This is a genomic window from Gottfriedia acidiceleris (assembly GCF_036421055.1).
In the GTDB taxonomy this organism is placed as follows: domain Bacteria; phylum Bacillota; class Bacilli; order Bacillales; family Bacillaceae_G; genus Gottfriedia; species Gottfriedia acidiceleris_C.
Genome location: NZ_JAZGQS010000009.1, coordinates 104,240 through 125,534 on the forward strand (window position 1 = coordinate 104,240; position 21,295 = coordinate 125,534).

Genomic DNA, 21,295 nt, shown 5'->3' on the forward strand with positions numbered 1-21,295 from the left:
GTTAAAAGGTGTTCCCAATGTCTAATCAGATGATTGGGGCACCTTTTTATTTATAATAGCGTATTTAGTTTAATTCTTTACGAACAAAACTTGAACAAAAATTGAATTTGTTTTAAAAGCACTATAAATTTATTGCAGGTACAATTCTAAATCCGTGATTTTTTTCAAGTAAATGTGCAACATGCCAATTCGTTTCTGCCGTTCCTTTATATTGAGTGACTAAATCATGGAATTCATCATTAGAGAAACTCTTTTCATGCTGAAGTAAATAAAGGTCTCTTACAACACTTATATCATCATTTGTATCAAAATTTGTCTGAATTAAAGAATATAAGTACAAATAAACACCTCCAAACTACCATTTTTATGATTATTTTTATAGATTTCCCGATAATTTAAATGTTATTGCCTATAGATCTCCTATTGAAAATTTTTCTTTTAAATGAAGAAAGATATTTTGTTACAATAAATCTAGAAAAATAAGCCAATTTAAAGGACTGATCAAAAATGAAAAAACCACGTATTGGAATGGTAGGATTAGGTAATATTGCACAAAAAGCATATCTACCCATTCTTACAAAAGAAGAACACTGGTATTTTATCGGTGCATTTTCACCAAATAAAGAAAAACGTAAGAAAATATGTTCCCAATACAGAATTCAAGATTTTGAAAGTTTGGAATTACTTGCAGAACAAAGTGACGCAGTATTTGTACATAGTGCAACTAGTTCACATTTTGAGGTTGTATCGTATTTATTAAATAAAGGTAAAGATGTATATGTTGATAAACCACTAGCAGCTACCTTGCAAGAGTCAGAAAAATTAACTGAATTAAGTATTAAACTAAATCGAAAACTTATGGTTGGATTTAACCGCCGATTCTGTCCAATGTATGTGCAGGCAAAAGAACAGGCAAAGAATATAGCGATTATCAGATTTGAAAAACATCGAGAGAATAAAATTGGGTCTAATTCATTCGAGTTTACGATGTTGGATGATTATTTACATTTAGTAGATACCATTAGATGGTTTGCAGATGGAGAAGTTAATTTGATTAATGGTAGAGTTCAACTTACTGATACTAATCAATTAGAGTATGCTACTCACCAATATGAATCGTTAAAAGGAACTACTATTAATTCAGTAATGCACCGAATGGCAGGAACAAATCTTGAACGTTTAGAATTAATTACTGAAGGTTCGATTATAAGGGTTAAAAATATGAACAACTTCGAAATAGAAAAAAATAACTCAATAAATAATTCGTTTTCATCATCATGGGACACAACATTGAAACAAAGAGGCTTTGAAGATTGCGTCAACCATTTTATCAATTGCATATACTCTGATGAAAAACCATCAATCAATGGAGAGGAAGCATTAAAATCTCAAATGATTGTTGAAGAAATGATAAAGCAAGCAAAAGGCTGGTAAAATTAACTGTCTTTAGGTAATCATGCCTTATTTCCCTTGCCTTTCCCTCACATTTTTTGTATGATAGCGGGTAGAGACAATTTTTAAATAATATAATGGATTGAATAAATTTGCAAAATTAAAGTTCTCACAAGAGGACTTTTTCTTTTTAATATACATTTTGGGGGTAGCAATGAGTCATTCAACTAAATTACCTTTTGAGGTAGGAAAACAAGACCAATTCATTGAAAAGCTTGGGGAATGGATTGGGGACGTTTTTTACGATTTATTACCAGATGCAGGCTATGAATTAAGAGATGAACAAATTTTTATGGCTTATCAGCTTGAAAGAGCGTTTAAAGAAAAGAAAGTGATTTTTGCTGAAGCAGGTGTTGGTACAGGTAAAACGTTTGTCTATTTGCTTTATTGTTTATGCTATGCAAGATATACTGGTAAGCCAGCTATTATCGCATGTGCTGATGAATCCTTAATCGAACAGTTAGTAAAGAAAAATGGAGATATTGAAAAATTATCAAATGCTTTAAATTTGTCAATAGATGTTAGATTAGCTAAATCAACTACAAATTATTTATGTTTAAAAAAATTAGATTTACAACGTTCAGAAATTGATGTATCGGACGCTATTTTAGGGGTTTATGAAAATTTACCAAGCTTTGTAAATGATTATGGAACACTCCAAAAGTTTACTCCGTATGGAGACCGTACTGAATATAAGGACTTAACAGATGAAGAGTGGGATACAATTGCATATGATTATTTCCAGGATTGCTCCACTTGTGAACAAAGACATAGATGTGGACAAACTCTATCAAGGGAACATTATCGTAAAGCAACTGACCTAATTGTATGCTCGCAAGAATTTTATATGGAACATATTTGGACAGTTGAATCTAGAAAACGTGAAGGACAATTGCCATTACTTCCTAATCCAAGCTGTGTAGTATTTGATGAAGGACATTTACTTGAATTTGCAAGTCAAAAATCGTTAACTTATCGTCTACAACAAGAGACATTAAATACATTTTTATCATTTTTAATGCAATCAGGTACTCGTGAAAGCTTCCAACAGTTACTAGAAGATACATTAGAAACTTATGATCAATTCTTTTTTGAATTAGATAATAATACTGAAGAAGTTGAAGGATCTAGACGTTTTAAATTAAATATGAATGAAAGATTAATTAAGTTAGCAAAGAGATTAAAGTCTCAAATTAGTAGCATTGGTGATGAATTAGTCTTTGAAAGTGAAATGTATACAATTGATGAATATCAATTAAATATTGTTGATGAGCATTTAGATGATGTTGAGCGTTGTTTAAATTTATTTATTAATGAAATAACAGCGATTCAATGGATTGAGTATAATCAAAATGAATTAACATTAGTCATCATGCCAAAGGCTGTAAATGAGCTCTTACAAGAAAAAGTATTTAATCAAAAAATGCCAATTGTATTTTCATCTGCAACTCTTTCTCAAAATAGTTCATTTGATTATATCGCAGGTAGTTTAGGGATAAAAGATTACCTTTCATTTTCGGTTAATTCTCCGTTTGATTATGATGAACAAATGAAAATAGAATTAAATCAAGTTGACCCAATCAAAATTGAGGAAAAAAATGAAAAGATTATCGAGAAGTTAAAGGATAATAATGGTAGTACATTAATTCTCTTCAATTCAACTAGGGAAATGAAAAAATTTAAACTTCAAGTTGAAAAAGAGAAATTGGACTTCAATTTATACTTTGAAGGTGAAGAAGAAATTAGTTCGATTGTACAAAAATTCCAAGAAGATATTAACGCATCTTTATGTGCTGTTCATTTATGGGAAGGTTTAGATATTCAAGGAATGTCACTAAGTCAAGTGATTATTCATGCACTACCATTCCCACCAAATGATCCTGTATTCCAATCAAAACGTCAAAATGCACAAAACCCATACTTCGAGATCGATGAGCCGTATATGTTATTAAGATTACGCCAAGGCATTGGACGCCTAATCCGTAGTCATGAAGATAAAGGGAAAATCGTTTTATTTATTGAGAATGATGTAAACAGTGAAACGAAACAAAAAATCTTAAACAGTTTGCCAGTTAATCCATCGTAATCATTCTAAAAATCAATTTTGAAGAAATACTAAAAAAGCTAGCGGGAGCTAGCTTTTTTTACGTGTTATAATCTAACATTTTTTGAATTTTAACCTAATTTCTTCTGTACTTTTCTAATTATATTTTATTGACAACATCTTTTTTCAATTACAAATTCCTACTCTAGATTTACTAAAATTGCTTTCGAAAAATTCCTTATATGTGAAAAAAGCGGTATCCCCAGTCGTAATACGATGGCCATCAATTGGTAAATAATTCTTTTCAGTACGAATATTTTTCGTTATTGGACCATCTGGTAAGTAAGTAGGGCAAACAATTGTCCAATTCAATTGACTTTCATTTAATAAGTCATAAGCCTTTTCATGATCGGTTGCTGCAGTTGTTGATTTTCGTTTGGATTCAGAGCTTTTATAACGTAGAATTGTTGGGTCAACTCTTGATTGTAAAATACCAGCAGTTCCAATGGTAACAATCCTACTTATGTTTTTCTTTTCAAGAAGAGGAATTAATAGTCCCATTGTTTTAGATAAAATATTCTCACCTCCAGTATTTAAGGCAGAAATTACACCATCTACTTTATCTAGAGCTAAATTTAAATCTTCTTCATTTAGTGTATTTCCTTTTAAAACTGTAAGAGCTGCATGGTTAATCGTTACTTTTTGTTCATCTCTTACTAATGCAATTACTTCATGTTTAGCCTCTAATAATAAATCGACTAAAAAAGAACCAACTCTTCCAGTTGCTCCTAATAATAATATTTTCATAACATCACCTTGCTGTATTGTACTATATTTTTATTAATTATGTCTTTTATATAAACTTAAAATTACATGATTTGTGATAATGAAGGTGCTTTTTATGCTTAATATTAATTCAATAAAAAAGTTATGATAGAATGAAATTAACATCCTAAAATTTAGAAATGAGGGGTATAAATGGCAATTAATAATATACTGGAAGAATTTACTGATTATTTAAAGAAGATCGAAAATTATAATGAAGCAATTAATGTTATGTATTGGGACCTACGAACGGGAGCTCCTAAAAATGGAGCTGAACAAAGGTCAAATGTCATCAGTCAGCTTTCTGCAGAAGTATTTGAAATGACAACGTCAAGTACAATGGAAAACTATTTAAATTTATTAGAAAAAGAAATAGGAACAGGTAACTTAAATGAAATCATTGAAAAATCTGTTAAGGAATGTAGAAAAAATTACGATTTAAACTGTAAAATCCCTAAAAATGAATATGCAGAATACGTGAAGCTTTGTTCATTAAGTGAAAATGCTTGGGAAGACGCTAAAAATGAAAGTGACTTTAGTAAGTTCCAACCATTTTTAGAAAAAATTGTAGCGATGAAAAAACAATTCATTGAATATTGGGGATACAAAGAAAAGAAATATGATACTTTATTAAGCTTTTATGAGCCTGGAATGACAACTGAGAAACTTGATGAAGTTTTTGGTAAGGTAAGAGAAAGTCTTGTCCCATTAGTAGCGAAAATTTCAAATTCGCAAACTAAACTAATTCGCGAAGAATTGTCACAACCGATCTCAATTGATCTTCAAAAAGAAGTTAGTGAAGAGATACTTGTAAAATTAGGTTATAATTTCGATTCGGGTCGTTTAGATGAAACAGTTCATCCATTTCAGATTACTTTAAATCCGGGTGATGTTCGTGTAACAACAAAATATATAGAAGATAACTTTATGAGTGCGCTTTTTGGCACCATTCACGAATGTGGCCATGCACTATATGAGCAAAATTTATCATCGAATTTAATTGGGACACCATTGTGTGAAGGTGCATCGATGGGAATTCACGAGTCTCAATCATTATTCTTTGAAAATATGATTGGAAGAAGTAAAGAGTTTTGGGAAGCACAGTATGAAAATTTAATTGCGAAAACTGGTGAATATTTTAAAAATTTATCGGTAGAAGAATTTTATAAAGCAATAAACCATAGTGAGCCTTCGTTAATCAGAATTGAAGCGGACGAATGTACATACCCATTGCATATAATGGTTCGATATGAAATTGAAAAAGAACTGTTTGATGGTGATTTACAAGTAAAGGATTTGCCAAAAGTTTGGAATGATAAAATGGAAGAATACTTAGGTATCGTACCATCAAATGATCGAGAAGGCGTTCTTCAAGATGTTCATTGGGCAGGTGGAGATTTTGGTTATTTTCCTTCGTATGCATTAGGTGCGATGTACGCAGCACAGTTTAAGCATAAAATGAAACAAGATTTAAGCGACTATGAAACAATCTTAAAAAGCGGCGAGATTCATCAAATTGTTAATTGGCTTACCATTAATATTCACCAATATGGAAAACTAAAAGAACCGAAAGAATTATTAGTAGATGTTACAGGTGAAGAGTTAAATGTAAAATACTTTATTGATTACTTAGAAAATAAATACTCTAAATTGTATAATTTAGTATAATCTAAACGTGAGGAGGGGGGGGAACCTCCCTATACTTATTAAGAAAGAAAACAATAAAAAATGATTAATTGCAGATTGTTATTTTTTTATGTTTTTTTAATAAATTCAAAGAATAGACATATTTAGATATTTAATTAATTACTTTTTTATAGTATTATAGATAAAAATGAAAGCGTGTTCACAATTATTTATTTAGAAGAGTTGAATTAAATTAGTCGATAGATTGAAGAACGAAAGAAACCAAAATTAAGTTCAAAAAATATTCACATTTAGAAAGTCTTAAAATGTTTTTTTTATAGTATTATAGATAAAAATGAAAGCGTGTTCATACTTTTTTGAAAAGGAGGTAATTTGACAATGTTTTTTAGGACAGCCAGATCTTTAGAACGAAATATTGAAGAAAAACGAATCAAGTTGCAAGAAGCTCAAAATCAAAATAATGACAATCATCAAGAAGTAGTAAAGATTCGTCATCAATTGGACACTGATTTAAGAGAACTACAGAAGTTATTGAAAACGGTTACAGTTAAACAATCAAAAATTAATATTAAACCAATCTGAAAATAATAATAATTATACACTTTTAAGACCACAAAATATTCTTTTTGTGGTCTTAAAAGTGTTGAAATATAAAATGGTCAATAAGAAAACAAACTTTAAGGGAACATTTAATTATGATAAATAATATTTTTTCAATGTCCTTTTTATGGTTTTAAAAGTTAATCTATTACAGCAATTTCATTAATTCAATAACACTAGTAATGATTTTTTAGAAGTTAATATTTTGAGCTTTTTTAGAAAACAAATTCGATCGTTTAGTTTAAGAAAAGTTCGATCTTAATTGACTTACAATCTGATGAATATAAAACAGTTAGATTTCGCTAAGTAAAGGCTATTTAATTAGGATTTATCACAGACATTTTTTGATGAATAAGTTGATTGGAGCGGATAGTGCTCGACTCCTATGGGATATGCGGGAAGGCTAAAGAATTTCGCCCTATGGAAAGCGAACATCCTGTAATGTAAATCAACAACACTCTACTCCTTTACGAAAATTTGATAATTAATTGAAAAGATAGTTTTTCAACAGTATGAAGACCACAAAAATTATTCTTTTGTGGTCTTTTTATTTTCAAAGTCTATTTGTATTTAACAAAATTTAATATTCATAGGTACTCTAGTTAAAATAAACGGGCAGCTTGTATAAAAAATTTAAAACAATTAGTTGAAATTCACTAATCAAATTCAAAATGGCATAAGTATAATAGAGTATATCGATTAATATCCATTTTTATATAAAAATATGGAATGAGGATCTAGATGGATTTCGAACTGGCAAGTCGTATAAGAAGATTGTTTGCAGCTTGGATTGATGGCTCATTAAATCTTTTATTTTCTAAACTGGGCTTATTAATACTTGGGGTAGAAAGTAAAGACATTTTAGATTTATTTATGTTTAGTAGTAAGCAACTGTTTCTATATTCAATTTGGTCGCTATTATTCATTTTCTTATTCTATGTCATTGTACCTATTTATATTTGGAACGGACAAACAATAGGAAAAAGATTATTAAGTATAATGGTTGTAAGGGATACAGAAGACTTAGTTGATTTAAAAACGATGACATTACGCTCAATATTTGCTTTTGGTTGTCAGGTAAACTTACCAATATTTATAGAAGCAATCGGAATTTTGTATGTAATTGATCTATTTTTTATCTTCCGAAAAGATCGGAAAACATTGCATGATTTAATCGCTCAAACGAAGGTTGTTTATTATTAATAACACAAAAAAATACCCTTTAAAGCTTTTTCAAGTTTAAAGGGTATTGATTTTGTCTTATAATGCTGTTTTAGCTAAATATTCATCTAGTTGGTCAAATGTACCAGTAAAGCCTTGTTGCATAGAATCTTTATTTGCAATAAATGCTGCAACTTCTTCATCAGTAGCATTTATTGGAAAACCTTTTAATGTAATCGTTGTTTTACCATCATTTTCTTCTAAAGTTAAAGTATTTTTAATTTCCAATGGCCAAACATCAAAGAATGGAGCGCGAACCATATTCCCTTCTTGATCAGAGAATGAATTAACAAATACAATTTTTTCAGGTTCAATAATTTCACCAAAAACAAATAATCCCCACATTACGAATCCTTCTGGTGATTCCATTTTATAGTGGAATTTACCTCCTGGTTTAAATTCTAACGTTGCTACATCCATAGTGAAGCCTTTTGGGCCCCACCAATTTTTAAGATGTTCTGCTTCTGACCAAACCTTGAATACTAATTCACGAGGCGCATCAACAACCCTTGTTAAAACTAATCCTTGTTCATCTACATTAAACATATTTTTACTCATTATTAATTCCTCCATTTTATATGAACTAAATAATCTGCAAGGTGGCATATTTCTGATTTTCACCTTCTAGACAGTCGATTTCTCAAACAATCTTATATGGAATTTACCTTTTTTGGAAGTTCTGCAGAAGGAAAATATGCTGACACAGTAAGTAATCTGTTCTTCACACATAGCAGTTTGCTTCACTTGAGCCATGACAATAAACAAGGAGTTCGTTTCAATGACATACTAAGGTAGACATTTTTTCCTCCTTAAAAAAATAAAACTGTGTACTTCTCCTTTCAAAATAGTTATTCCTAATTAAATTCTGTGCATTGAATAAGCTAAGATTATTTGCCTTGTAATTTTTTTAAATAATCGTCCAATTGATCGAATCTCTGTTCCCAGACGTGTCGGAATGACTTAATCCACGAATCCATTTCTTTTAGCGGCTGGGGTCTTAGTTTATAAATTCTTTTATTGGCGATTGGTTGAACTTCGACAAGCCCAGCTTCACTTAGAACGCGAAGATGCTTTGAAACCTGTGGTTGTTTAAGTCCTAAGCTATCAGCTATTTCACCGACTGATAAAGGACCGTCACGTAAGAGTTCGACAATCTGTAACCGGTTCGGCTCAGCAAGAGCAATTAAAGTCGAATTCATAAATTGAATATACCTCATGAGGAATATTCCTGTCAAGGAATATTCAGAGTATAAATTTGTGTTTATCTAAAAATGACATGAGTAGTATTTACGAAGTCATTAGACACTATTCATTTTGTCGAGAAATATTATTTGAAAAATAAGATAATTCTTCTTAATCCATCTATTTTTTATGTTACTATTTAGCTGACTCAATATTTTGATATTAAAAGGTGGGTGTTTTGATGAGCTTAAAAGATTATGAGGCTTCGTTTTTAGATTATGTAAAAAAAATGTTAAACATTGAAGAGGCAATTAGTGTTTTATATTGGGATCTTCGAACAGGTGCACCTAAAAATGCTGTGAGTCAGCGTTCAAATGTTATTAGTCAATTATCAGCCGATGTTTTTAAAATGAGTACTTCAAAAGATATGGCTCATTATTTAATTACTATGGAAGAAGCCGTTAGTGCAGGTAAATGTTCATTAGAAGTTGAAAAAACTGTAAACTATTTAAGAAAACAATACGATCGAAATACGAAAATACCAGTTGATGAGTTTGAAGCCTTTGTTAAATGCCAAGCAATTTCAGAGAGTGTATGGGCAGAGGCGAAGGAAGAAAATAATTTTGCTAAATTTGAACCTTATTTAACTGAAATAATTGAGTATAAACGTAAATTCGTTGAATATTTAGGATATAAAGACTGTAAATATGATACATATTTAGATCAATTTGAACCTGGAATGACTGTGAAAAAACTGGACGAAGTATTTTCAGAATTAAGAAATAAATTAGTACCGATTGTAAAAGCTGTATCAGCCAGTGGGAAAAACTATGAAAAAGAAGAGATGAAAGCATTCGTTTCGACGCAAAAACAAAAAGAAATATGTGAACAACTATTAACTTCACTTGGTTATAATTTTGATGCCGGAAGATTAGACCCAACTCCACATCCCTTTGCTACTTCTCTTAATTTAGGTGATGTTCGAGTAACAACGAAATATCATGAAAATAATTTTGAAAAAGCCATTTTTAGTACAATTCATGAATGTGGTCATGCACTATATGAGCAAAACATTTCCAAAGATTTGGAAGGTTTACCGATCGCTCAAGGAGCGTCGTTAGGGATTCATGAATCTCAGTCACTTTTATATGAAAAGATAATTGGACAAAGTTATGAATTCTGGAAATCAAATTATTCTAGGTTAAAACAGCAACTTAATGGAGTGTTGGATAATATTTCTTTAGATGAATTTTATAAAGTGATAAATAATAGTAAGCCTTCATTTATTCGAATTGAAGCTGATGAATTAACTTATCCTTTACACGTAATGATTCGTTATGAAATTGAAAAGGATTTATTAGATGGAAAAATTCAAGTTTCTGAGCTTCCTTCAATTTGGAATCAAAAAATAGAGGAGTATTTAGGCATCATTCCTAAAACTGACAGAGAAGGTGTTTTACAGGACGTACATTGGTCAATGGGGCTTTTTGGATATTTTCCAACATATGCACTAGGTGCTATGTATGCTGCTCAAATTAAAGCAACAATGGAAAAAGAGTTACCAAATTTTAGTGAATTAGTTGAAACGAATGATTTTCAAACAATTCTTGATTGGTTAAAAGTGAATATACATCAATATGGTGCAATGAAAGAACCACAACAAATTTTGAAGGATGTTACTGGTGAAGAATTGAATGTGAAATATTTTGTTGATTATTTGGAATCAAAATATACAAAATTGTATGAGTTGGAAGAAGTAAATAAATCATAATTGTGGTTTATATTAGTAGCGTTTTAATGGAAATAATTGCGAATGTAGATTCGATTAAAATGAGATATACTAAAACTGCACAACAGAAAGAAAACTCCTTTGAAACGCTTGACAATTCTTATTATTTGTTCATGGTTCATGAATGAATAGTGAATTGTCTTTTTTTGTTTAAATTTTGGTGCGAATTTAATCTTTTAAATTTTGAGGCTAAAAAGTCATGTTATTTCCACACTAGGATTTTTTATTTAATAAGAATAATTTTCCAGTTTAATACAAAAGGTAATGCCTATAAGGAGTGGGAAATTATGCCTTTAATTTTATCTGTTGGGAAAGCTGTACCAAAATATAAAATCGATCAGGAAAACATAGTGCCTTTTATTCGAGATCTTTTTTTGAAAAGGTATCCTTCAATCGATCGCTTATTGTCTGTATTTCAGAATGGTGAGATTCAAAGTCGATATATTTCTAAGGAGCTTTCTTGGTATAGTGAAGAGCATAGCTTTGAACAAAAAAATCAAGCTTACACTGAAATCTCAATCGAATTATCAATAGAAGCTATTAAAAATTGTTTGACAAGTAATGAATTTCTATCTTCAGAAATACAATATGAAAAAATTGATGGAATTATTTTTGTCTCATCAACTGGAATTTCAACCCCTACCATTGATGCACATATCGCAAATATCCTGCCATTTAATTCTTCGATTAAAAGAATTCCCATATGGGGCTTAGGGTGTGCTGGTGGTGCAAGTGGAATATCTAGAGCATTTGATTATTGTAAAGCCCATCCAAAGTCAAATATTTTACTAGTTGCAGTTGAATTATGTAGTTTAACATTTCAAAAAGAAGATCTATCCAAAAGTAATATTATAGGAACTTCATTATTTGCTGATGGAGCTGCAGCGGTTCTAGTTATTGGCGATGAGAGTGAATTGAAAAATCGAACAATCCATAAATCTTTACCGTCAATTGAACAAACTAATTCAACTCTAATGCCAAATTCATTAGACGTAATGGGATGGGATGTTCGGAATGATGGTTTATTTGTCATTTTTTCAAGGGACATACCATCCATCGTTAAAAATTGGTTAAAACCAGTTGTTTCAAATTTTTTATCGGAAAATGAACTAACAATAAGGGATCTAACTCATTTCATTGCTCATCCTGGCGGAAAAAAAGTATTAGATGCATATATCGATTCTTTAAATCTTTCTGAAGAGAAAATCGGAATTTCTTTAAAAATTTTAAAATCATTTGGAAATATGTCATCTTGTACTGTGTTATTTGTGTTAAGTGAGTATATGAAGTTAGGAAAAACGAATGAGTACGGTCTTCTTTGTGCTTTAGGACCAGGATTTAGTTCAGAGTTATCGTTGTTAAAGTGGGTAGAATGCTAATGTTAAAGATTATTTTTTTATTCATTATCATACAAAGAGTGATTGAGCTAGGCATAGCAAAGAATAATGAAAAAAAACTAAAAATGCGAGGCGCACTTGAATTTGGCCAAGAGCACTATAAGTTTTTTATCATCTTACATACCATGTTTTTTATATCAATTCTAATTGAGAATTATTTCATTCATTATTTAGAAATTAGATTTTTTACCTTTTTCCTAATTGTTTTTATCATATTACAATTAGCAAGAGTATGGGTTATTTCAACGTTAGGAGAAAGATGGAATACAAAAATCATTATTTTACCTAATGAAAAGTTAGTAAAACGTGGGCTTTATAAATTTATCAAGCATCCAAATTACATGATCGTTACAATTGAATTATTAGTAATACCTATTATGTTTCATGCGTATATTACAACTGTAATCTTTTCTATTTGTAATTTAATTTTATTAAAAGTAAGAATCCGAGAAGAAGATAAAGCGCTTTTACAATCAATCGAATAGTTATTGACAAATGGAAAATAACTGATTATGATTAATGTAGAATGAAAATCATTATCATTATCAATTTCGAAAGGTTGTGCGTCAAATGGTTCTTGGATTTGTGTCAGCTACAATTCTTTTATACTTTTTATTAACTAAATATGTACTTAAACAAGTTCAAAACTAGGTGATGTTACCTAGTTTTTTTATTTTATATGTATTTGCCTATACATTCTTCTTCCAAATTAATATATATGGGGATAAAATAATGCTAGGGAAATTATTTTAGTATGAAATGAAATGGGGAAATCACGTTGCAAAACACAAAGATTAACAGAGGGGAATTACTGAATAAGGTTTCTTCAGGTATCAATTTACTTTCTGAACAAGGAAATTCAAAGGAATTATTTCAATTAAAAAAATTAGCATACAAAATACAAAATAAGGAAAGTTATTACGTATTTTGTGGGCATTTTTCTGCTGGTAAATCATCTTTACTAAATGATCTTTTACAAGTAGAAAAACTACCTACAAGCCCAATTCCTACAAGTGCAAATGTTGTAAAATTAAAAACCGGCGAAAGTAAAATGTTAATTACCCTTAAAGATGGTGAAATGTATCAGATTCAAGAGGATATTCAAGTAGATGAACTAAAAAAGTTAGCTTCTGATAGTGGTTCTATTATTGAACTCGAGTGGGCACAAGAAATATTTAAAATTCCAGCTGGATCTGTTTTAATTGATACCCCAGGAATTGATTCAACAGATATGGATCATTTAGAGGCGACAAACTCAGTCATTCATCTAGCGGATAGTATTTTTTATTTAATGGATTATCAACATGTTCATTCGAAAACAAATATCGATTTTATTCATAATTTAGTAGAAAAAAATAATAAAGTTTGTCTAGTTATTACCTGTATTGATAAACACGATGAAACAGAATTGACGTTCGAACAGTTTAAACATGGTGTAATTGGAAACTTGAAAAAACAAGGATTGGGTAACTTACAAGTTTTTTATATTTCTACAAGAGATAAATCTGTAGATAATAATGAATATAGCCAGTTTATTAATTATTTAAATGACTTATATAGTCATCAAGATGTAGTGCAAATTGAAAATGACTATGCAAGTTTTTTAACAATTATGAACGAACAAATACAACAACTTGAGAACGATTACATTGACTTAGATCAAAATGCTGATGAGATTAGATCAGAGTATAATGATTTAAATAATGAAATTGAAGTTATTGAAACATCAGTTTCTACATTTGAGGAAAATTGTTTGCAGTCTACACAACAAGTTCTTACTAATTCAAACATTACACCATTTGAAATGAGAGAATTAGCATCAAACTACTTAGAATCAGAAAAGGCATTGCAAAATAAAGGATTATTTCAATCTAGAAAAAAACTTGAAAATGCTTTACATGAATCTAAAAGTCAATTTATTCAAAAGGTAAAAGAATTAACAAATAAACAAATTGAGTATTTTGTAAAAGAAGCAGCAATTCGAACTGTAAAACAAATTGAAAATAATAAAATTGATAGCAGTGACTTTGATAAAATCTTAGAACCTAATTTGAGTGAAGAGGTAATTTGTCCTAAGCCATCTCATTTGATCGATACAGGTGGAAATTATTTATTACAGTATACGAAGGAAGTTAGTGAAGGAATTAAAGCGGTTTATCGTAAAAGTATTGCTGAATTTATATACACACTTTCAAAAGAACTTAAGGTTCAAAATGAATCAACTATTCTAAAATTAAAAAATCGAAAGAATGATTTACAATCAAAAATAGATGGATTTGATGAATTAGAGTTTAATAATCAAAAAATTTCACATATGGTTTCAGAAATTAGGACGATTTTAAATAATCATCAAGAGTTAATTCAAGACTTGCCTGAAATTAAGCCTACTTTAATATCAGTTAGTGAATTAATTAATCACAAAATCTTAACTGTTCAAACACCGGAAATAAAAGAAGAACTTAATACTGACTTTGAACAAAGTAATTCAAAGAAATATTCAAACGAAGAAATTCAAGCTAAATATGAAGTCGCTGATTTAATATTAAACGAATTAACATCAAATAAATTTATCCAGAGTAAAATCGGCACCTTAAAAGAAAAAAGAGAACAAATAAAATCAAACGAATACACAATTGCGTTATTCGGAGCGTTTAGTTCTGGAAAAACATCGTATATCAATACTTTATTAGGCGATCGTGTACTACCTGTTTCTCCACACCCAACAACAGCAGCAATTTGTAAAATAAAACGCTCAACAGATGAATCTGGTAATAAGAAAGCTGATGTGAGTTATAAATCAGAAGAATCTTTAAAAGAAGAGTTTCTTGATTTCTTCAAAAAATGGGGTGTGGAAGCGAATGAAAAAGAGTGGTTTAGTACCCTTCAAAATTTAATTAAGAAACAGAAGGATAAAATCCCTACAGATGCTTTCGTTTATGCAGAAAGCGTATGTCAAAATTATGAAGAAATGAGAAGCTTACTAGGTACTACTAAGCGATATGACTTAAGTGAGTATGTAAGTGTTATTAGTGAAGAAAATAGAGCGTGTTTTGTAAAAGAAAGTACAGTTTATTTTGATTGTGAGATCACATTAAGTGGAATTGTATTAGTGGATACGCCAGGAGGAAATAGTATCCATTCAAGACATACTGAACTAGCATTCGACTATTTGAAAAAAGCTGATTTAATTTTATATGTTGCACATTATCAACATGCCTTTACACGTCAAGATGAGTCATTTTTAATGCAAATCGGACGAATGAGAGAAAGCTTTGATAGTGATAAAGTTTATTTTGTTTTAAATGCTTCGGATTTAGCAAAGGATCAAAACGAAATCGAAATCGTACAAAATTTCTTTGTAAATCAATTAACGAAATTAGGAGTTCGTTTCCCATCTGTGTTTGCTATTTCAAGTATGCTTCAAATGAAGGGGTATGGTGACTCAGAAGTAAATTTAGAAATACAGAATAATTATAAGAAATTAAATACGAAAATCCAAAATTTCTTCCAATTTGAAATTGCGAATGAAGTCTTTAAAACATTTATTAATGACATATTAACAATTGAAAAAATCTTACGTGATACGATTAATCGTTTCGAAAGAATTAAACGTGAAAAAGATCAATTCTTCAACGAACTTGAGCAAATTCAGAAAAAAGTTAAAGAAGCGATTAAAAAGGCAGAACCTACTAATTTACCAAGAGCATTTATGAAAGAAAACGAGCAATTGATTTTCTTCATCGAAAAACGTATTGAATTAAGGATGCGTGATTTATTCCCTTATTTCTTTAATCCAAGTATTTTCAATAATACAACGAAAAATATTAAACAATTATTTGTAACGAAAATTCGTGAATTTATTTATGAAGTATTGGAAGAGATTTTAAAGGAATTAAGAGTAACTGGATTTAGATTAGAAAAGTTTTTAACGAATGAAATTTCAATGTCGCAAGATCGAGTAATTGATGAAATACATTCTATTCAATCAGAATTTATTGTTCAAAAGAGTGAAATTAATGAGATCTTACCTGTTACGATAAAGAATCCTGATCAATTTATTAATGTTGATCGATTTGAAAGCTTAAAGAATTACTTTAAAAATCCAAAAAGCTTTTTTGTTGAAAATATGAAAGAAACAATGATTGATGAATGCATTAATGAATTAAGAACACCATTAAAAGACTATTTAGCAAATATGAATAGCTTATTTGCAGAGCATTATCACAATCAATATGTTGACGCATTAAATTCTGTATTGGACAACTGCAGCAGTCAAATCGAAAATGATGTTCAACAAACAATTAAAGCAACTGAAAACTTAAATGAAGTAGTAGTAGATGAAAAAGTATTAAACTTATTTAAAAAATTAATTTAATATGAGGGTGGACAATTAAAATTGAAAAATATTATTGATGTAAACATTGCAAATAAATTGCGCTTAAATAAAAATGTTGTATTCTTAGATTGCCGATTTCAATTGTCAAATCCTGAATATGGTTTTAGTGAGTATCAGAAAAATCATATTCCGCTTTCTCGTTATGTTGATTTAAATAATGACTTATCTAGTCCTGTACAAAAGCATGGAGGCAGACATCCATTTCCTAATTTAAATGATTTTGGAAATCTTTTAGGAAATTTAGGGATTGACCATGATACGATTGTTATTTGTTATGACGATGGTACGAATGATAATGCCGCAAGATGTTGGTTTTTATGTAATTTAGTAGGACATCAGTTTACTTTTGTTTTAAATGGTGGTTATAAAAAATGGTTGGATAACGATTTTGAAGTAACTACTAAAATTGAAGAAGTAAAACCTAAAAAATTCGAGATAAATGTTCAAGAGTATATGATTACTTCGATGAATGAAGTTAAGAAGAATAGTAATAAAGAGGATTTCAATTTAATTGATTCTAGAGAATCTATTCGATATCTTGGCGAATATGAACCGATTGATCGAATTGCTGGTCATATACCTGGAGCAAAAAATTCTTTTTGGAAAGATGTTTTAAATGAAGAAGGAGAGTTTAAAACAATAGAAGAATTACAAATCCATTTCAAACCATTTAACAATCACAATGAAACAGTTGTTTACTGTGGTTCAGGTGTCACTGGTTGTGTTAATTATTTAGGATTAGTTGAAGCTGGATATACGAATGTAAAACTTTATCCGGGAAGTTTTAGTGACTGGATTTCTTATGAGGAAAATGCTGTGAATAAGAAAAATAATTAGTTGCAAAATAGATTTAATTGGTATAGAATGAGAATACAAATTAACAAAACCTGCTGTGTGCGTTGTCAGTTTATGCCTTAAACCAATGATTTTGTATAGGAAGACCGATATTTAAGTAACAACATCGTGCCTATTTATAGGAGGATGAAAGTTACTTGTGAGGACATCCACCTTGGAGTTCGGTTTACTTTAGGCATAAAAGGAACAACGGCATTTGCGGGAAAAAAAACCATTCACATTTTGTGAATGGTTTTTTCTTCTTTATATAATTGCTTTTTACTCTTGTTCTTTCTAATTTGAGTTACGATTGTAGAAACTAAAATTAAGCTGCAACCGAATAAACCGATTTCTTGTAATCTTTCTCCACCATAATAATAACCAGTAATCGCTGCAAAAACTGGTTCAGTAGCGAGAATAATCCCTACTTCAGTCGCACTTATTGTACGTTGAGCAAACATTTGGATAAAGAAAGCTGCAGCGGTACAAAAAATTGCTGTAAATAGAATTGAAAAAACCAAATATTTATTTGTCCATAATGCATGGTTGAAAATGACTTGCCAATCTTCAAAGATTAAAGCAAATGTCCATGAGGCTAACCCTACGAAAGTTATTTGTACAGTTGCTAGTTGTAGTGAATTATAACTAGGTGAGTAGATCGTTGAATAAATAATATGAAGAGCAAACGCAATCGCACTGAAAAAGGAAATAATATCACCAGAATTAAACTTAGAATTTGTGGATAGTGTTAATAAAAATAATCCGATGAAGGCAATAATTGCACATATATTTTCCCGTAAAGTAGGTTTTTTCTTATACTTAAAGAATAAAAGAAAAGGAACAATCGCAACACTAATACCGATTATAAAACCTGATTTGGATATAGACGTGTAATGTAATCCAAATGTTTGAAATACAAAACCTAGAAATAAAAATAATCCTATAACGATTCCGGGGAAAATAAAACCTGCTTTCCCGCGATTTCTTTTATTATTTTTTCGATTTAACAAAGTTTGAACTGTAAATAATACAATTGCTGCTACAATAAATCGTAATGCATTAAATGTAAATGGTTGGACAAACTTTAGTGTTTCTTTAACAATGAAAAGCGAAGAACCCCAAATGAAGGACACAAAGAGTAAAGAAGAAAAAGCGATTAATTTATTTTTCATATCGTCCATTCCTTTTTTATTTTATAGCTTTTCGAGCAAGTTCATCAGCAACCTTATTTGCACTTGATGGAATCCATTTAATAAAGAAAAGTTCAAGTTGATTAATCAACTTTAGTGATTTCTCTAATAAAGGAATAAACAAATCGTTTTTCGAATATTTCTTATCAATACTCTCTTCGACGATTTTTGAATCTGTACGGAATGAAACAATTGTTAAATTATTCTTTACACAATAATCTAGAGCAAGTAGCAGTGCATGAAACTCAGCTTCATGATTAGACATCGAATCTAATGGAATACTTAAAAAAACAGGTTCTTTAATTCCTTTTATGAAAATACCTGCACCTGAGGGCCCGGGATTTCCTTTGGAAGCTCCGTCAATATAAACTTCAATCATAGTAAACCTCCAAAACTTATATATGTACCATTTTAGTATATATTCAAAAAAATGAAAACTTAAAATATGAAATGAAGTAATTTATATTAAAACCATAGCAAGTCTAAAATAAACAATAGTAGAGGTGTGTCGAATGAAACTAAAGATCAGTTGGAAGTATCAAACCAAGAAGAAATATCAAATTACACTTGAAACTGATTGGTTAGAAATAAAAGAAGCACTACTTTTAGCGGAAGATTTTGAAAGTACCGGTAGAACAAGAGAAATTATCTTTTTAGATCAATTCGACACAGAGTGGACTAAAAAACAAGTAATAAAGTACTTAAAAGAACTCGAGGAGGAACCTCATAATATTTCAATATATTTTGACGGTGGATTTGATCTATCAACTTCTATATCTGGAATAGGTGTATGCTTATACTTTAGTCAAAATGGTAAAAACTATCGAAAAAGGTTTAATGAAAAATTAGATGGGTTATTGACAAATAATGAAGCGGAGTTTGCTGCAATTGAAAATGCAATCCTATTATTAGAGGAAATGAATATAACAGGACAAACGATTGTTATTAAAGGAGATTCACAAGTAGTCATTAATCAATTAAATGGTGATTGGCCTTGTTATGAAGAACAACATGAACGATTCATAAATCGAATCGAAAGAAAATGTAAAAACTTGAAATTAACGTTACAATTAGAGCTTGTTAAACGGAATGATAATAAAGAAGCTCATAATCTAGCAACGCAAGCACTTAAAGGGAATAAGATAATAAGTACGATTGAAGTGACTTAAAGAGGTGAATTGAATTATGGAACGTAAAGAAATCTTAGAGGAAATAGATACTTTAATAAAGACCTATTGCGATGGCTGTTTTGTCTATAAACATTTTAGAAAAGACCATAGCCAAAAATTCGCACAATCATTTTGTATTAATAAATGTACAATTGGAGAAAAAATAAAAACAATCGGTAAGCAATTAACTTCTGACTGTTAGTTAGCACTTACTTATTTAAACATAAAAAGAAGGTACTAATAAAAGTACCTTCTTTTTCAATTATATCTGAGCTTCTCTTATTTGTTGCTCAATTTGCATTAAGTCTTCTTCTTGTTTCTTTAAAAACTCATCATCTAAATCAGTAGCAAGACCTTTCATTTTTTCAAGCTGTTCTCTTGCTTGGTTAACTGCAGTTGTTGCATCTGTTAATTGTTGCTCGTCCATGCTCATTGTTGCATAGCCTACAAGCTTTTGAGCAGCTTTCACTTTCATTTCAACATCCTCAAAATTATTAAAGTTTGACATAAACACCCTCCTTATTTCACTTCGTAGTATTCCCAAATATAATAGGAATCATGAAAAGCGAGAGGATTTTTTTGTTTAAGTATACTGAATAATGCCATTCCTTAGTTAAAATAAAAAAAGGACTGATAAATCAGTCCTTTATGTAGTCAAGTTCATATTATAGCTTTACTACGTTAGCAGCTTGAGGTCCACGGTTACCTTCAACAATGTCAAAAGAAACTTCTGCACCTTCTTCTAAAGATTTGAATCCTTCAGTTTGGATTGCTGAGAAATGTACGAATACATCGTCTCCACCTTCAACTTCGATGAATCCGAAACCTTTTTCATTGTTGAACCATTTTACTTTTCCTTGCATTTTTCTTTTCCTCCTAAAACATTGCACATGAAGCGCGAAAGAATTTCCATTTATTAATAATTTTAATAATAAATGTTGAAATTAATATACAACTATTAAGAATATAAGTCAAGTAAGCGCTTAATATCAAAATATACATACAACGGACTTAAAAATTTCATAATTAAACTAAAAAATCAAGATTAATTTGTGAAAAAATTCACAAGATGGATCGTACATGATATACTACAACCATAGTAAGTAATTAATTACTATTAAGAATCGATCTTGATTTCACTTTATAAAGAGACGGAGAGATGAAAATGATTCATTGTGATTGGATTGAATTTAAAATTGAAAATGATTTGATAACAGAGGAAAAATTTGAAGAAATGATGAATGATCCATTTCAAGCAATGATGGTAGACGAAAATAACTTTCCTCAATATATATGGACAGCTAACTATGTTGTCATCGTAACAAAACGTATCAAAATATTAGAAGAAGTAGAATTTATACAAATACCACGTAATCCAGCATGTAATTAAAAAGCCTCTAATAATTAAGAAAAGAAAGGGCAGTCTGAATTCTTTAGGCACTGCCTTTTTCTGTTTCTTCCTGCTTTCCCTACCATTACATAAGTTATATAATAACTATATCTACCAAAAAAAGTGATATAAAAATTAGTTTAAATTGTGAGGAAGAAA

General features: G+C 29.9%; 21 protein-coding genes and 1 other RNA gene. 14 read left to right on the forward strand and 8 right to left on the reverse strand.

Annotated features, from left to right (window positions below):
- Nucleotides 1-121 precede the first annotated feature (121 nt).
- Complete coding sequence (locus tag RAH41_RS15100; RefSeq protein ID WP_331223600.1) at nt 122-340, reverse strand: hypothetical protein; 219 nt, start codon at nt 338-340, stop codon at nt 122-124.
- Nucleotides 341-507: 167 nt separating this feature from the next.
- On the opposite strand from RAH41_RS15100, the gene RAH41_RS15105 reads away from it, so the two are divergent.
- Entirely contained in the window at nt 508-1,434 is a 927-nt protein-coding gene (locus RAH41_RS15105) for a Gfo/Idh/MocA family oxidoreductase (protein ID WP_331223601.1), read from the forward strand.
- A gap of 172 nt (nt 1,435-1,606) precedes the next feature.
- A complete protein-coding gene (locus tag RAH41_RS15110; RefSeq protein ID WP_331223602.1) occupies nt 1,607-3,538 on the forward strand; it encodes an ATP-dependent DNA helicase in 1,932 nt (643 codons plus the stop codon).
- A gap of 144 nt (nt 3,539-3,682) precedes the next feature.
- Here the strand turns inward: RAH41_RS15110 and RAH41_RS15115 are convergent, their stop codons facing one another.
- The gene (locus tag RAH41_RS15115; protein ID WP_331223604.1) at nt 3,683-4,303 is read right to left on the reverse strand and encodes an NAD(P)-dependent oxidoreductase; all 621 of its coding nucleotides are present in this window, start codon (nt 4,301-4,303) and stop codon (nt 3,683-3,685) included.
- A 171-nt stretch (nt 4,304-4,474) separates the two neighbouring features.
- On the opposite strand from RAH41_RS15115, the gene RAH41_RS15120 reads away from it, so the two are divergent.
- The 3 genes from RAH41_RS15120 to RAH41_RS15130 all read left to right on the forward strand — a co-directional run bounded on the left by RAH41_RS15120 (nt 4,475) and on the right by RAH41_RS15130 (nt 7,771).
- On the forward strand, nt 4,475-5,989 hold the full coding sequence (locus RAH41_RS15120; protein WP_331223605.1) for a carboxypeptidase M32: 1,515 nt from the start codon (nt 4,475-4,477) through the stop codon (nt 5,987-5,989).
- A gap of 357 nt (nt 5,990-6,346) precedes the next feature.
- Nucleotides 6,347-6,550, forward strand: coding sequence for an aspartyl-phosphate phosphatase Spo0E family protein (locus RAH41_RS15125; RefSeq protein WP_331223607.1), 204 nt, complete (start codon nt 6,347-6,349; stop codon nt 6,548-6,550).
- A gap of 759 nt (nt 6,551-7,309) precedes the next feature.
- Nucleotides 7,310-7,771: an RDD family protein gene (locus RAH41_RS15130; protein WP_331223608.1), complete on the forward strand. Its 462-nt coding sequence runs from the start codon at nt 7,310-7,312 to the stop codon at nt 7,769-7,771.
- Nucleotides 7,772-7,828: 57 nt separating this feature from the next.
- Here the strand turns inward: RAH41_RS15130 and RAH41_RS15135 are convergent, their stop codons facing one another.
- Both RAH41_RS15135 and RAH41_RS15140 read right to left on the reverse strand, forming a co-directional pair.
- Nucleotides 7,829-8,347 (reverse strand): SRPBCC domain-containing protein, encoded by a 519-nt coding sequence (locus RAH41_RS15135; RefSeq protein WP_331223610.1) that lies wholly within the window; start codon nt 8,345-8,347, stop codon nt 7,829-7,831.
- A 329-nt stretch (nt 8,348-8,676) separates the two neighbouring features.
- Nucleotides 8,677-9,006 (reverse strand): ArsR/SmtB family transcription factor, encoded by a 330-nt coding sequence (locus RAH41_RS15140; RefSeq protein ID WP_419471611.1) that lies wholly within the window; start codon nt 9,004-9,006, stop codon nt 8,677-8,679.
- A gap of 206 nt (nt 9,007-9,212) precedes the next feature.
- On the opposite strand from RAH41_RS15140, the gene RAH41_RS15145 reads away from it, so the two are divergent.
- The 6 genes from RAH41_RS15145 (at nt 9,213) to ssrS (ending at nt 17,617) form a co-directional block, all read left to right on the forward strand.
- A complete protein-coding gene (locus tag RAH41_RS15145) occupies nt 9,213-10,742 on the forward strand; it encodes a carboxypeptidase M32 (protein ID WP_331223613.1) in 1,530 nt (509 codons plus the stop codon).
- Between the two features lie 305 nt (nt 10,743-11,047).
- The gene (locus tag RAH41_RS15150; protein ID WP_331223614.1) at nt 11,048-12,139 is read left to right on the forward strand and encodes a type III polyketide synthase; all 1,092 of its coding nucleotides are present in this window, start codon (nt 11,048-11,050) and stop codon (nt 12,137-12,139) included.
- Nucleotides 12,139-12,642: an isoprenylcysteine carboxyl methyltransferase family protein gene (locus tag RAH41_RS15155; protein ID WP_331223615.1), complete on the forward strand. Its 504-nt coding sequence runs from the start codon at nt 12,139-12,141 to the stop codon at nt 12,640-12,642. Before RAH41_RS15150 ends, RAH41_RS15155 begins: the two co-directional genes overlap by 1 nt.
- Nucleotides 12,643-12,935: 293 nt before the next feature.
- Nucleotides 12,936-16,532 carry a dynamin family protein gene (locus RAH41_RS15160; protein ID WP_331223617.1) on the forward strand — a complete coding sequence of 1,199 codons (3,597 nt, stop codon included), beginning with the start codon at nt 12,936-12,938 and terminating at the stop codon, nt 16,530-16,532.
- A gap of 21 nt (nt 16,533-16,553) precedes the next feature.
- A complete protein-coding gene (locus RAH41_RS15165) occupies nt 16,554-17,390 on the forward strand; it encodes a sulfurtransferase (protein WP_331223618.1) in 837 nt (278 codons plus the stop codon).
- Between the two features lie 44 nt (nt 17,391-17,434).
- Nucleotides 17,435-17,617, forward strand: a non-coding RNA gene (gene ssrS / locus RAH41_RS15170) — 6S RNA.
- 6 nt (nt 17,618-17,623) lie between these two features.
- Here the strand turns inward: ssrS and RAH41_RS15175 are convergent.
- A complete protein-coding gene (locus RAH41_RS15175; protein ID WP_331223620.1) occupies nt 17,624-18,559 on the reverse strand; it encodes a DMT family transporter in 936 nt (311 codons plus the stop codon).
- Nucleotides 18,560-18,575: 16 nt separating this feature from the next.
- Nucleotides 18,576-18,956, reverse strand: coding sequence for a reverse transcriptase-like protein (locus tag RAH41_RS15180; RefSeq protein ID WP_098429800.1), 381 nt, complete (start codon nt 18,954-18,956; stop codon nt 18,576-18,578).
- 133 nt (nt 18,957-19,089) lie between these two features.
- On the opposite strand from RAH41_RS15180, the gene RAH41_RS15185 reads away from it, so the two are divergent.
- Complete coding sequence (locus RAH41_RS15185; RefSeq protein WP_331223626.1) at nt 19,090-19,746, forward strand: reverse transcriptase-like protein; 657 nt, start codon at nt 19,090-19,092, stop codon at nt 19,744-19,746.
- Between the two features lie 16 nt (nt 19,747-19,762).
- A complete protein-coding gene (locus RAH41_RS15190) occupies nt 19,763-19,948 on the forward strand; it encodes a zinc-finger domain-containing protein (RefSeq protein ID WP_331223627.1) in 186 nt (61 codons plus the stop codon).
- Between the two features lie 60 nt (nt 19,949-20,008).
- Here the strand turns inward: RAH41_RS15190 and RAH41_RS15195 are convergent, their stop codons facing one another.
- Together RAH41_RS15195 and cspD are read right to left on the reverse strand one after the other, a co-directional pair.
- Complete coding sequence (locus RAH41_RS15195) at nt 20,009-20,254, reverse strand: DUF2564 family protein (RefSeq protein ID WP_098231404.1); 246 nt, start codon at nt 20,252-20,254, stop codon at nt 20,009-20,011.
- A 157-nt stretch (nt 20,255-20,411) separates the two neighbouring features.
- A complete protein-coding gene (gene cspD, locus RAH41_RS15200) occupies nt 20,412-20,609 on the reverse strand; it encodes a cold-shock protein CspD (RefSeq protein ID WP_098846788.1) in 198 nt (65 codons plus the stop codon).
- Between the two features lie 302 nt (nt 20,610-20,911).
- Here cspD and RAH41_RS15205 point away from each other — a divergent pair, with 302 nt between their 5' ends.
- The gene (locus tag RAH41_RS15205) at nt 20,912-21,136 is read left to right on the forward strand and encodes a hypothetical protein (protein WP_331223631.1); all 225 of its coding nucleotides are present in this window, start codon (nt 20,912-20,914) and stop codon (nt 21,134-21,136) included.
- Nucleotides 21,137-21,295: the final 159 nt, after the last annotated feature.